The sequence below is a fragment of the Pseudolysinimonas sp. genome (genome assembly GCF_044239695.1).
Classification (GTDB): domain Bacteria; phylum Actinomycetota; class Actinomycetes; order Actinomycetales; family Microbacteriaceae; genus Pseudolysinimonas_A.
Genome location: NZ_JBIIAW010000089.1, coordinates 1 through 12,312 on the forward strand (window position 1 = coordinate 1; position 12,312 = coordinate 12,312).

Here is a 12,312-nt window from a genome sequence, read left to right on the forward strand (position 1 = left end):
GGCATCCGCCGGCGCCCTCCCTCATCTCTGCACCACGCACCACGAAAGGAACGACATGGCCATCATCCGAGTCGAACTCGGCGCCCGTGACCAGGAGACGCGCGAGGCGATCATCGCCGAGCTGACCGACGTCCTGGTCAAGTACGGATCGCCCCGCGAGAACACCCACTGCATCCTGTACGAGGTCTCGTACGACGTGTGGGCGAAGGGCGGGCTCACCTACAACACCCGCAAGAAGCAGGGGATGTTCCCGCCGCCCGAGCCGGGAGCCCCGGCCGAAGCGTCGTCGTGACGCACGTCCTCTACACCGCGAACCTCGCCTCGGTGGTGCCGCCTCTCGTCGAGCGGCACCCCGGGGTGAGGTTCACGCTCATCGACGGCGATGAGTTCCGGGACGAGTACCGGGACGCCGACATCCTCTGGCGCAGCTGGGTCATCCCGGAGCTGTTCGACCAGCTGATGGGGGAGTGCCTCGACCTGAAGTGGCTGCACGTCACCTCCGCCGGTTTCGACTGGGCGGGAGGGCCGAACTTCGACCGCCGGATCGCGGAGGGGCTGCTCTCCAGTCGCTCGTCGACCGCGTATCCGACGGCGATCGCGGAGTACGTGATCGCCGCGATCCACCTGCACGCCCGCCGGTTCCTGCACTTCGCCGACGCCCAGTCCCGGCGTGAATGGTCCTCGGGGCTGGCCCGTGACGTCGCCGGCAGCACCCTGCTCGTCTACGGCACCGGGTCGATCGGTCGCTTCACCGCGGAACGGGCCGAGGCGCTCGGGATGACGGTCATCGGGGTGAACCGCACCGGATCCGCCGCGGAGGGGTTCGTTCGCACCGAGCCGTTCTCGTCGTCGTCGGCGCTGCTGCCGGAGGCCGACTGGGTCGTGCTCGCGATGCCGGTCACACCGGAGAACCGCGGGTTCCTCGGCGCGGCCGAGTTCGCCGCGATGCGCGACGACGCCGTGCTGATCAACGTCGGACGCGGTGCCCTCATCGTGGAGGAGTCGCTCGTCGAGGCGATGACCTCCGGGGCGATCGCGGGTGCGGTGCTCGACGTGTTCGAGCAGGAGCCGCTGCCCGCGGACAGCCCGCTCTGGACCCTGCCGAACACGCTGCTGACGCCGCACACCTCGTACAGCAGCGACGGCAACCCGCAGCGCCTCGCCGAGGACTTCTCGGAGAACCTCGGACGCTTCCTCAGCGGCCGCCCGTTGCTCGGCGTGATGAGTCAGCCCCAGCTCGGCTACTGACCCACAGCACGAGAAAGCCCGGGCCGCGCGATGCGGTCCGGGCCTTCTCGTGGGGTGACGCGGCTCAGCGCCGGCTGTTCAGGCGAGGGTCGAGCACGTCACGCAGGGTGTCGCCGAGGAGGTTGAACCCGAGCACGGCGATCATGATGCACAGCCCCGGGATCACCGACGGCCAGATCGAGAGCTCGATGAGAGCCTTGCCGCTGGCGAGCATCGCGCCCCACGACGGCGCGGGCGGCGGCACCCCGAGGCCGAGGTAGCCGAGCGAGGCCTCGACCAGGATGGCGACGGCGATGCTGGTGGTGAACTGCACCATGATCGGCGCGATCGCGTTCGGCAGGATGTAGGTGAGGATGAGGCGCGCGTTGCCGAGCCCGACGGCGCGGCCCGACTCGATGTAGGCCTCCCGGCGCACGGCGAGCGTCGCACCCCGCGCGATCCGGGCGAAGCTCGGCACGAAGACGACGACGAGCGCGATCACGAGGTTCTCGACGCCCGGGCCGCGGGCGGAGACGATCGCGAGCGCGAGCAGCAGGGTCGGGAACGCGAACAGCACATCCATCGCGGGGGAGACGATCCCGTCGACCCAGCTGCGGAAGAAGCCGGCGAGCAGCCCGAGGGTGACGCCGATCACCGCCGACGTGACCACGACCGCGAGGGCCACGCTCAGCGACGTGCGGGCGCCGTAGAGCACCCGGCTGAACAGGTCGCGTCCGGCCTCGTCGGAGCCGAGCAGGAACGCGCCGCCGGGTGGGGCGAGCCGTTGGTTGCTCATCGCGATCGGGTCGTACGGCGCGATCAGCGGCGCGAAGGCGGCGGCGATCACGATGAGGGTCACGATGAGCAGCCCCGCGGCGCCCACCGGGTCGCGCACGACGCTGCGGAGCACGTGCGCCCCGGGCAGTCCCGACTTGATCGGCAGGGTCAGGCGCGGGCGGATCAGGCGGGTGTCAGCGGACATGGCGCAGCCTCGGGTCGAGAAGGGTGTAGATCAGGTCGACGATGAAGTTCACGAGCACGTAGAACAGGGCGAGGAACAGCAGCGTGCCCTGCACGAGCGGGTAGTCGCGCTGGCTGATGCCGCGGATGACGAGGCTGCCCAGCCCCGGCCAGGAGAAGACCTGCTCGATGATGACGGTGCCGCCGAGCAGCGCGCCGGCCTCCATCCCGAGCACCGTGATGACGGGGATCAGGCTGTTGCGCAGGGCGTGCCGGGTGACCACGAGCCGCTCGGCGAGGCCCTTGGCGCGCGCGGTTCGGATGTAGTCCTGCCCGAGCACCTCGAGCATGCTCGAGCGCACCATGCGCATGCTGGTGGCCGCGAGTGTGACCCCGAGGGTGACCGCCGGGAGGATCAGGTGCGTGAGGTTCTCGGGGAAGGGCTTGCCCTCGCCGGCGCCCTGCGAGGGCAACCAGCCGAGGGTGACGGCGAAGACGTAGACGAGCAGGATGCCGAGCCAGAAGTTCGGAACCGAGAGCCCGATGAGCGAGCCGACGCGCGTCGTGGCGTCGAGCACGCCGTTGCGGCGGGTGGCGCTGATGACGCCGAGCGGGATGGAGACGATGATCGCGACGACGAGGGCCGAGACCGCGAGCAGCGCCGTCGCCGGCAGCCGGAGCAGGATCTCGTCGAGCACCGGGGCGCCGCTGCGCATCGAGACGCCGAGGTCGCCCTGCACCAGCATCCCGAACCAGTTCAGGAACTGCACGTGCAGCGGTTGGTCGAGTCCGAAGTACTCGCGCAACTGCTGTTCGACGGCGGGGTCGCTGAACTCGTCCCCCATGATCGAGTTCACCACGTCACCCGGGATCATCCGGATGACGAGGAACGAGATGATCGAGATCCCGAGCAGAACGGGGAGCACCCCGATCACCCGGGTCAGCGTGATGCGCAGCACTCGACTCTCAGCCTCCTCGGTGTGGCACGGACCCGGCACCCACCGGGGTGCGGTCCGTGACGTCGTCGTTCTCTGGGTGGTGGTCGTGGTCGTCATCGGCCATGTCGCGGGCCCACTCGTGCATGCGCTTCGCGACGCGGAGCACCATGACGGAGCGGCTCTCCACCACCCCGTCGAGGCGACCGAGGCGCTCGGTCCAGAACTGCCGCATCGCCTCGTTGGAGGCGAAGTAGCCGACCGCGATGATGTCGAACTGTCCGGTCACGTGATACACGTACGAGATCTCCGGCATGACGGTGATCTGCTCGATGAGTTCGTCGTTGAGGCCGGGAGCGCTCTGGATCTCGAACAGGGTGTGCACGGGGCGTCCCATGTAGGAGGGGCGGGGGACCGCGGAGAAGGTGAGGTCGCCGTCGTCGATGAGTCGGTCGACCCGGCGCCGCACGGAACCTTCGGAGATGCCGAGGGTCTTGGCGACCGCGACGTTCGACTGCCGGGGGTTCTGGACGAGTTCGAGGATGATGTCGCGGTCTTTCGCGACGCTGCGGGAACCTGTCATGACGTATCTCACTCCCTTATGTGTCGATATTCGTCGTTTACGCGAATCTAGACGACGAGGTTCGTCGTATGCAATAGTCGATCAACGAAACACGACGAATCGACGACCAAGGGGTGACACCGCGATGGCTATCCTCGACGTGCGCGGTCTGCGGACCGAGTTCACCGGCTCGCGCGGCCCCGTGGTCGCCGTCGACGACGTGTCGTTCACGGTCGAGGCGGGCGAATTCGTCGCTCTGGTGGGCGAGTCCGGGTGCGGCAAGTCCGCCACGGCGCAGTCGATCATGGGGCTCATCCCCCCGCAGGCGGGTCGGGTCACAGCCGGAGAGGTGCTCTTCGAGGGCACCGACCTGCTGACGATGCCCGCGCGGGAGCTGCGGCGCATCCGGGGCAAGCGGATGGCCATGGTCTTCCAAGACCCGATGACCTCGCTCAACCCGGTGCTCACCATCTCCCGGCAGATCACCGAGATCCTCGAGACGCATCTGGGCCTGGACCGTCGCGCCGCCCGCCGCCGGGCGATCGAGTTGCTCGAGATGGTGCGCATCCCCGCGGCGGAGTCCCGCCTCGCCGCCTACCCGCACGAACTCTCCGGCGGCATGCGCCAGCGCGTCATGATCGCGATGGGGCTCGCCTGCAAACCGCAACTGCTCCTCGCCGACGAGATCACGACGGCGCTCGACGTCACGATCCAGGCGCAGATCCTCCAACTCCTGCGGGACCTCGTCGCCGAGACCGGCACCGCCGTGCTGTTCATCACGCACGACCTCGGGGTCGTCGCCGAGATGGCCGACCGGGTGAACGTCATGTACGCCGGCCAGATCGTCGAGAAGGCCGAGGTCGACGACCTCTTCCGCACCCCCGGCATGCCCTACACCTGGGGGCTCCTGGACTCGGTGCCGCGCATCGACCTTCCGCGCGGCGGTCGGCTGCGTCCGATCGAAGGACGCCCGCCCGAGCTGTCGGCCGTGCCCACGGGCTGCCGGTTCGCCGCACGGTGCGCCTTCGCACGCGACATCTGCCGCGCCGAGAACCCCGACTTGATGGTGCTGGAGCCGCAGGGCCGCGAGCCGCAACTCAGCCGGTGCTGGGGGATGCGACCCGCCGCCGCGGGCGGCTGGCTCGACCAGTCGAGTCGATTCGAGGAGCCGGCCCATGTCTGACACCCTCGTCGCACCGCCCGCGACGGAAGCGCTGCTGCGCGTGCGCGGCCTGACGGTCGACTTCAAGGTTCCGGTCAAGGGGCGTCTGCGCCCCGGCAAGCTCAGCGCCGTCGCCGGCGTCGACCTCGACGTCTACCGGGGCGAGATCCTCGGGGTGGTCGGCGAGTCGGGATGCGGCAAGTCGACGATGGGCCGCGCGCTGCTGCAGCTGATCCCGGCGTCGTCGGGGTCGGTCGACTTCGACGGCATCGAGCTGACCTCGCTGCCGAAGCGTGCGCTCCGACGGCTGCGGCGGCGGATGCAGATGATCTTCCAGGACCCCTTCGCCTCGCTCAACCCGCGCATGACGATCGGCCGGTTGATCGAGGAGCCACTGCTCGTGCACACCGATCTGTCGCCGTCGGCCCGACGCGAGAAGGCGCTCGAGACGATGGATCTCGTGGGGCTCAACCCCGACTGGCACGAACGGTATCCGCACCAGCTGTCCGGCGGTCAGCGTCAGCGCGTCGGGATCGCCCGCGCGCTCATCAGCAGCCCGTCGTTCATCGTCGCCGACGAGCCGGTCTCGGCCCTCGACGTCTCGGTGCAGGCGCAGATCGTGAACCTGCTGGAGGAGGTGCAGGAGGAGCTCGGTCTGACGATGGTCTTCATCGGCCACGACCTCGCCGTCGTGCGGCACCTCTGCGACCGCATCGCCGTCATGTACCTCGGCAAGATCATCGAGATCGGCGACTCGGAGGAGATCTACCAGCGCCCCCGCCACCCGTACACGACGGCCCTGCTCTCCGCCGTGCCCGTGCCCGACCCGCAGGTGGAGGCGACGCGGGAGCGCATCATCCTGAGCGGTGACGTGCCGAGCCCGCTGAACCCGCCGAGTGGATGCCGCTTCCGCACCCGGTGCTGGAAGGCGCAGGAGATCTGTGCGACGCAGGAGCCGCCGCTGGCCGGAGCCGAGCACCAGGTGGCCTGCCACTTCCCCGAGAGCGTCGCCCCCGCCGCGTCGCCGGCCCGCTGAGTCGCGGAGGAGAGACGTGCCGAAGCCTGTCGTCGTGCTCGCGGAACGGATCGCCGAGCGGGAGGTGCGCCGCCTGGCCGAGACGGTCGACGTGCGGATCGCGGACGCCCCGGCCGGGGAGGGGTTGCGACGCAGTCTCGTCGGTGCCGACGCCCAGATCGTGCGCAGCACCCCGCTCGAGGCCGCCGACATCGCCTCGGGGCCGGGGCTGCGGGTCATCGGTCGCCACGGCGTCGGCACCGAGAACATCGACGTGGTCGCCGCGTCGGCGCACGGCATCCCGGTCGTCAACACCCCCGGGGCGAACGCCCACTCGGTGGCGGAGTTCACGGTGCTGCTCGCGCTCACCGCGTTGCGCCGGCTGCCGGAGATCACGGCGACGTTCGCCGCGGAGCATTCGATCGACGGCTCGCTCCCCGGCTGGCTTTCGCGCAGCGGGCTGCTCGGCGCGATGCTCGAGGGCCGCACCGTCGGGCTGCTCGGGTTCGGCGCCATCGGCCGTCGCGCCGCGACCCTGTTCGAGGCCCACGGAGCGCGGGTGATCTTCCACGACCCGTTCGTGACTCTCGACGACCCGCGGGCCCGCACCTGGCCGGGGCTGCTCGCCGCGTCGGAGGTGCTGAGCATTCACGTGCCGCTGACCGCCGATACCGTGGGCATGCTGGATGCCGCGAGCCTGAGCGCGCTGCCGCCCGGAGCCGTCGTGGTGAACACCGCGCGGGCCGAGATCGTCGAGACGGCCCCGCTGCTCGCCGCGCTCGACTCCGGCGCGATCGGGGTCTACGCGGTCGACGTGTTCGCTCCCGAACCGCCGGATCCGGCCGACCCGCTGCTCGCGCATCCGCGCGTGATCGCGACCCCGCACATGGCCGCGATGACCCACGATGCGATCGGCCGGATGGCCTCGAGCGTCGTCGACGGCGTGCTCGCCGTGCTCGCCGGCGAGCGACCGCTCGCCACCGTCAACCCGGAGGTGTACGGATGACCGCCGAGAGCCCGGTCGCGGTGCGCTGCCACGCGGCGTCCGGGTGGTTCGACGGCGACGGTGTCGTCGTCGAGCGCGAGAACCCGTCGCGGCCGGCCGAGGTGGTGGCGCGTTGGTCGGCCGCGACGCCCGCGCAGGTGGGCCAGGCGATCGAGGCGGCGGCGGAGGCGCACGCCGGATGGCGCTCGACCCCGATCGGCGGCAGGTGCGCCGTGCTCCGCGCCGCGGGCCGGCTGCTCGAAGCCCGGGCCGACGCGTACGCGCGAGAGCTCAGCCGCGAAGAGGGCAAGATCGTCGGCGAGGCGCGCGGCGAGGTGCTGCGTGCGGCCGCCATCCTCGAGTACTACGCCGGGGAGGCCTCCCGGCCGCGGGGCGAGGTCTTCGCGGGCGGACGCGTCGAGCAGTCGCTCTTCGTCGTCGATCAGCCCGTGGGGATCGTGGCCGTCGTCACGCCGTGGAACTTCCCGATCGCGATCCCGGCGTGGAAGATCGCCCCCGCCCTCGCCTTCGGCAACTCGGTCGTCTGGAAGCCGGCCCCGGCATCGTCGCTGCTCGCGATGCGGCTGCTGGAGTGCCTGCTCGAGGCCGGGCTCCCGGCCGGCGCCGTCACCCTGCTGCTCGGCGACGCGGAGGTGGGCGAGGCGATCCTCGCCGCTCCGGCGATCGACGCCGTGTCGTTCACCGGCTCGACCGGCGTCGGTCGCTCGATCGTGCGGGCCGCCGCCGAACGCGGGCTCGCGGTGCAGGCCGAGCTCGGCGGCAAGAACGCCCTCATCGTCGGCGACGACGCCGACCTGGATGCCGCCGTGCTCGCGCTCGTCTCGGGAGCCTTCTCGGGCAACGGCGAGAAGTGCACCGCGACCTCGCGCGTGCTCGTCGACGCCCGCGTCGCCGACGACTTCCTCGCCCTGGCCCGGCTCGCGATCGAGGCGCTCCGGCACGGCGACGCGACCGACGCCGATACCGACGTCGGCCCGCTCGTGTCGGCGTCGGCCCGGGATCGGGTACGCGACGCGCTCGGGCGCTCGGACGGGGTCGTCGTGGCCGCGGCGGCGCTGCCCGACGGCGAGGGCTGGTTCGTCGCACCCACGCTCGTCGAACTCGCGCAGCCGACCGGGGAGCTCTGGGACGAGGAGCTGTTCGGCCCCGTCGTCGCGATGCACCGGGTGGCCTCGTTCGACGAAGCACTCGCGGTCGCGAACGCCTCGCCGTACGGCCTCGCGGCCGCCGTCTACACCCGTGACCTCGCCCGCACGCGCCAGGCGATCGAGCAGCTCGATGTCGGGATGCTCTCGATCAACGAACCCACCACCGGCGGCTACCCCTACGTGCCGTTCGGCGGCTGGAAGGGGTCGGCGGTGGGCCCGCGGGAGCAGGGAGCCGCGGCGCGGCAGTTCTACACCCGCAGCAAGACCGTGCACCTGAGCGCGTGACCGGATCGGCAGCATGACGACGCAACCGCTCGACCAGGCGTTCCTGGATGCCATCCCCGCCCTGCGCGTCGAGGCCGGGGCCGGTGGCGGCCTCGATCCCGCGCGTCTGCTGGCGATCTTCGAGGCCCAGCTGGTCAGCCGACACGCCGACCTCGCGGCGCGCACGCTCGGTGCGGCCGGCCAGGGCTTCTACACGATCGGCTCGGCGGGGCACGAGGGCAACGCCGCGATCGCGGCCGCGCTGCGTCCCACCGACCCGGCGCTGCTGCACTACCGCTCCGGGGCGTTCTACGCCGCGCGGGCCCAGCAGGTGGCGGGCGTCGACGCGCTGCGCGACATCCTGCTCGGCGTCGTGGCGGCGGTCGACGATCCGATCTCGGGCGGCCGCCACAAGGTGTTCGGCCACCGCGGGCTCGCGATCATCCCGAAGACCTCGACGATCGCGTCGCACCTACCGCGGGCCCTCGGCATCGCACTCGCCATTCCGCACGCGGCGAAGCTCGGGGTGGCGTCGGCGTGGCCCCGGGATGCGATCTCGGTCGCGAGTTTCGGCGATGCGTCGGTCAACCACTCCACCGCCGTCGGGGCGATCAACTCCGCCCTGCAGATGTCGTACCGCGGCGTGCCGTTGCCCCTCCTGCTGATCTGCGAGGACAACGGCATCGGCATCAGCACGCCGACTCCCGACGGCTGGGTCGAGCGCATGTACGCCGGGCGCCCGGGGCTCGACTACGTGCACGTCGACGGCGGGGATGCCGAGGCGGTGGTCGAGGCGACGCGCGAAGTCGCGTCCCGGGTGCGCGAGCGTCGACGTCCCGCGTTCCTGCACGTCGAGACGGTGCGCTACCTCGGTCATGCCGGGGCCGACGTCGAATCGGCCTACCGCAGCCCTGCGGCGATCGCCGCCGACCTCGCGCGCGACCCGCTGCTGCGCACCGCGGCGCGGCTCGTGGCCCGCCGCATCCTGGCTCCGACCGACGTGCTCGCGCGCTACGAGGCGGTCAGAGCGCGCGCCGCCGCGGTCTCGGCCGAGGTCGTCGGGCTGCCGAAGCTCACCGACGGTGCCGTGGTCGAGGCGCCGCTGCGGGTGAGCCCTTCCGAGCGCACTCGGGCCCACGCCACGACGCCGGCGGCGTCCGAGGTGCGCCTCGCCGCCCACGGCGGAGTGCTGCCCGAGCACGAGGCACCGCTGACACTCGCCCAGGCGATCAACCGGGCGCTCGCCGACGTGCTCGCCGCCGATCCCGGCGCGATCCTGTTCGGCGAGGATGTCGCGCGCAAGGGCGGTGTCTACGGGGTCACCCGCGGCCTGATGAAGCGCATCGGCCGTGCGCGGGTGTTCGACACCCTCCTCGACGAGCAGACGATCCTCGGCCTCGCGCTCGGTGCCGGCATCTCGGGTCTGCTGCCGATCCCCGAGATCCAGTACCTCGCGTATCTGCACAACGCCGAGGACCAGTTGCGGGGCGAAGCCGCGTCGCAGGCCTTCTTCTCCGACGGCCGCTACCGCAACCCGCTCGTGGTGCGCATCGCCGGGTACGGCTACCAGAAGGGGTTCGGCGGCCACTTCCACAACGACAACTCCGTCGCGGTGCTGCGCGACATCCCGGGCCTCGTCATCGCCTCGCCGTCGTCGCCGTCCGACGCGGCGGCGATGCTCCGCGGATGCGCGGCGCTCGCCCGCACCGAAGGTGCCGTGTGCGCCTTCCTGGAACCCATCGCGCTCTACCACACCCGTGATCTGCACGACGGGGACGACGGCTGGGTCGAGCCGTACCCGTCTGCGGAGCACTGGATCGAGCCCGGCTCGGCGCGCATCCACGGCGACGGGGGCGACCTGACGATCGTGACGTTCGCGAACGGCGTGCGGCTGTCGCGCCGTGCCGCGCGTCGGCTGGAGGAGCGCGGCATCCGCTGCCGGGTCGTCGACCTGCGGTGGCTGGCGCCGCTGCCGGTCGAGGACGTGCTGCGCGAGGCGGCGGCGACCGGGCGGCTGCTCGTCGTCGACGAGACCCGATCGACCGGGGGCGTGGGGGAGGCGCTGGTCACTGCGGCCGTGCTCGGCGGGTTCCGGGGGCACATCGCCCGGGTCGCCGGCCGCGACTCGTTCATCCCGCTCGGCCCGGCCGCGCAGGCCGTGCTGGTGTCGGAGGACGACATCGTCGCCGCGGGGGAGGAGCTCGCCCGGCGCTGAGCGCGTCCGGCGGGGAACCTCATGCGAACGTCAGTCGTCGCCGCTGTCGAGCTCGAGCTCGTCGGGGTCGAAATCCCATTCCTGGGACCGCTTGGCGACCCGCAGGATCATCACGGTGCGCAGCTCCACGACGCCGGCGAGTTTGCCCAGCTTCGCCGTCGTGAACTGCCGCAGGTCTTCGGTCGAGCGGAAGTAGCCGACCGTCGCGATGTTGAACTGCCCGGTGCAGTTGTACACGTAGCTCAGTTCGCGCATCGCGACGAGGTCGTCGATCACCTGGTCGGTCATGTCGGGTTCGGTCTGGATGCGGATCATCACGTGCAGCGCGCGACCCATGTAGGCCGGCTCGGCGATGGCCATGAACCGCAGGTGACCGTCGGTGACGAGCTTCTCGATGCGTCGCCGCACGGCACCCTCGGAGAGCCCGAGCTTGGCGGCGAGCGCGACGTTGCTCTGCCGCGAATCGCGCTGCAGCTCGCGGACGATCATCTGGTCTTTGAGCTGGGAGTTGCTGATCATGGCGTTCCCTTCGCGCATGCTGAAGCAGTTCGCTGCCCCCGAGAATCTAGACGACGAGGATCGGACGCGCAACCGCCCCAAATGGCGGAATACGTTGATCCTAGCGACTCCACCCTCCTCCCATCCCTTCGAGAACAGGAACCCCCATGTCTGCACGGTACGACCTCGTCGCCTTCGAGTCGCTGCTCACCGACGACGAGAAGCAGACCCGCGACGTCGTCCGCTCCTTCGTCGACGAGCACGTGCGCCCGAACATCGGTGCCTGGTACGCGGCGGCCCACTTCCCGCGCGAGCTCGTCCCCGAGTTCGCGCGCCTCGGGCTGCTCGGCATGCACCTGAAGGGCTATGGATGCGCGGGCCGATCCGCGGTCGAGTACGGTCTCGCGGCGGCCGAGCTGGAGGCGGGCGACTCGGGCCTGCGCACCTTCGTGTCGGTGCAGGGGTCGCTGGCGATGAGCGCGATCTCGAAGTTCGGTTCCGAGGAGCAGAAGCAGCAGTGGTTGCCGCCGATGGCCGCCGGCGAGGCGATCGGCTGCTTCGCACTCACCGAGCCGGCCTCCGGCTCCGACCCGGCGACGATGGCGACGGTCGCCCGGCGTGACGGCGCCGACTGGGTTCTCGACGGCGGCAAGCGCTGGATCGGACTCGCCTCGATCGCCGCCGTCGCGATCGTCTGGGCGCAGACGGATGACGGCGTGCGCGGATTCGTCGTGCCCACCGACACCCCCGGTTTCACCGCCACCCCGATCGAGCCGAAGCTCTCGATGCGCGCCTCCATCCAATGCGACATCGAACTGAACGGGGTGCGCCTCCCGGAGTCGGCGATGCTGCCCGGCGCGCGGGGGCTGTCCGGGCCGTTCTCGTGCTTGAACGAGGCGCGCTTCGGCATCTCGTGGGGCGTCATGGGGGCCGCGCGCGACTCGTTCGAGCAGGCCGCCGCCTACGCCGATGAGCGCATCGCATTCGGCAAGCCCCTCGCGGCGCACCAGCTCACGCAGGCGAAGCTCGTCGACATGGCCGTCGACATCAGCACCGGCTTCCTGCTGGCGCTGCAGCTCGGACGGCTCAAGGATGCCGGCACGCTCGAGCCGCACCAGATCTCGGTCGGCAAGCTCGACAACACGCGCAAGGCCATCCGAATCGCCCGCGAAGCCCGCACGATCCTCGGCGGCAACGGCGTCACGCTCGACTACTCGCCGCTGCGCCACGCCGACAACCTCGAGTCGGTGCGCACCTACGAGGGCACCGACGAGATCCACACGCTCGTGCTCGGTCAGCGGATCACGGGGATCCCCGCCT

At 71.0% G+C, this 12,312-nt stretch carries 12 protein-coding genes; 8 read left to right on the forward strand and 4 right to left on the reverse strand.

Annotation, left to right across the window (positions count from 1 at the left end; translation table 11 throughout):
• Window positions 1-55 precede the first annotated feature (55 nt).
• Together ACILQS_RS12575 and ACILQS_RS12580 are read left to right on the forward strand one after the other, a co-directional pair.
• A complete protein-coding gene (locus ACILQS_RS12575; RefSeq protein WP_395640473.1) occupies window positions 56-292 on the forward strand; it encodes a 4-oxalocrotonate tautomerase family protein in 237 nt (78 codons plus the stop codon).
• Window positions 289-1,248: a D-2-hydroxyacid dehydrogenase gene (locus ACILQS_RS12580; protein WP_395640474.1), complete on the forward strand. Its 960-nt coding sequence runs from the start codon at window positions 289-291 to the stop codon at window positions 1,246-1,248. Before ACILQS_RS12575 ends, ACILQS_RS12580 begins: the two co-directional genes overlap by 4 nt.
• A 64-nt stretch (window positions 1,249-1,312) precedes the next feature.
• Here ACILQS_RS12580 and ACILQS_RS12585 read toward each other — a convergent pair whose 3' ends face one another.
• The 3 genes from ACILQS_RS12585 to ACILQS_RS12595 are packed head-to-tail and all read right to left on the reverse strand — an operon-like array spanning window position 1,313 to window position 3,705.
• Window positions 1,313-2,209: an ABC transporter permease gene (locus tag ACILQS_RS12585; RefSeq protein ID WP_395640475.1), complete on the reverse strand. Its 897-nt coding sequence runs from the start codon at window positions 2,207-2,209 to the stop codon at window positions 1,313-1,315.
• Window positions 2,199-3,146, reverse strand: a complete 948-nt coding sequence (gene nikB, locus ACILQS_RS12590; protein ID WP_395640476.1) for a nickel ABC transporter permease — start codon at window positions 3,144-3,146, stop codon at window positions 2,199-2,201. The genes ACILQS_RS12585 and nikB overlap by 11 nt, the downstream gene beginning before the upstream one ends.
• A gap of 7 nt (window positions 3,147-3,153) precedes the next feature.
• Complete coding sequence (locus ACILQS_RS12595) at window positions 3,154-3,705, reverse strand: Lrp/AsnC family transcriptional regulator (protein WP_395640477.1); 552 nt, start codon at window positions 3,703-3,705, stop codon at window positions 3,154-3,156.
• Between the two features lie 124 nt (window positions 3,706-3,829).
• Between ACILQS_RS12595 and ACILQS_RS12600 the strand changes: the two genes are divergently transcribed.
• Genes ACILQS_RS12600 through ACILQS_RS12620 form a run of 5 tightly spaced genes read left to right on the forward strand, consistent with a single transcriptional unit; the run spans window position 3,830 to window position 10,494 of the window.
• The gene (locus ACILQS_RS12600) at window positions 3,830-4,867 is read left to right on the forward strand and encodes an ABC transporter ATP-binding protein (RefSeq protein ID WP_395640478.1); all 1,038 of its coding nucleotides are present in this window, start codon (window positions 3,830-3,832) and stop codon (window positions 4,865-4,867) included.
• Complete coding sequence (locus tag ACILQS_RS12605; RefSeq protein WP_395640479.1) at window positions 4,860-5,882, forward strand: ABC transporter ATP-binding protein; 1,023 nt, start codon at window positions 4,860-4,862, stop codon at window positions 5,880-5,882. The genes ACILQS_RS12600 and ACILQS_RS12605 overlap by 8 nt, the downstream gene beginning before the upstream one ends.
• 16 nt (window positions 5,883-5,898) lie before the next feature.
• Window positions 5,899-6,867: an NAD(P)-dependent oxidoreductase gene (locus tag ACILQS_RS12610; RefSeq protein ID WP_395640480.1), complete on the forward strand. Its 969-nt coding sequence runs from the start codon at window positions 5,899-5,901 to the stop codon at window positions 6,865-6,867.
• Complete coding sequence (locus ACILQS_RS12615; RefSeq protein WP_395640481.1) at window positions 6,864-8,300, forward strand: aldehyde dehydrogenase family protein; 1,437 nt, start codon at window positions 6,864-6,866, stop codon at window positions 8,298-8,300. The genes ACILQS_RS12610 and ACILQS_RS12615 overlap by 4 nt, the downstream gene beginning before the upstream one ends.
• Window positions 8,301-8,313: 13 nt before the next feature.
• Window positions 8,314-10,494 carry a thiamine pyrophosphate-dependent enzyme gene (locus ACILQS_RS12620; protein WP_395640482.1) on the forward strand — a complete coding sequence of 727 codons (2,181 nt, stop codon included), beginning with the start codon at window positions 8,314-8,316 and terminating at the stop codon, window positions 10,492-10,494.
• Window positions 10,495-10,524: 30 nt separating this feature from the next.
• Here ACILQS_RS12620 and ACILQS_RS12625 read toward each other — a convergent pair whose 3' ends face one another.
• A complete protein-coding gene (locus ACILQS_RS12625; RefSeq protein ID WP_395640483.1) occupies window positions 10,525-11,013 on the reverse strand; it encodes an Lrp/AsnC family transcriptional regulator in 489 nt (162 codons plus the stop codon).
• Window positions 11,014-11,159: 146 nt separating this feature from the next.
• Here ACILQS_RS12625 and ACILQS_RS12630 point away from each other — a divergent pair.
• Window positions 11,160-12,312: acyl-CoA dehydrogenase family protein (locus ACILQS_RS12630; protein ID WP_395640484.1), on the forward strand; the 1,153-nt coding region annotated here is incomplete at its 3' end.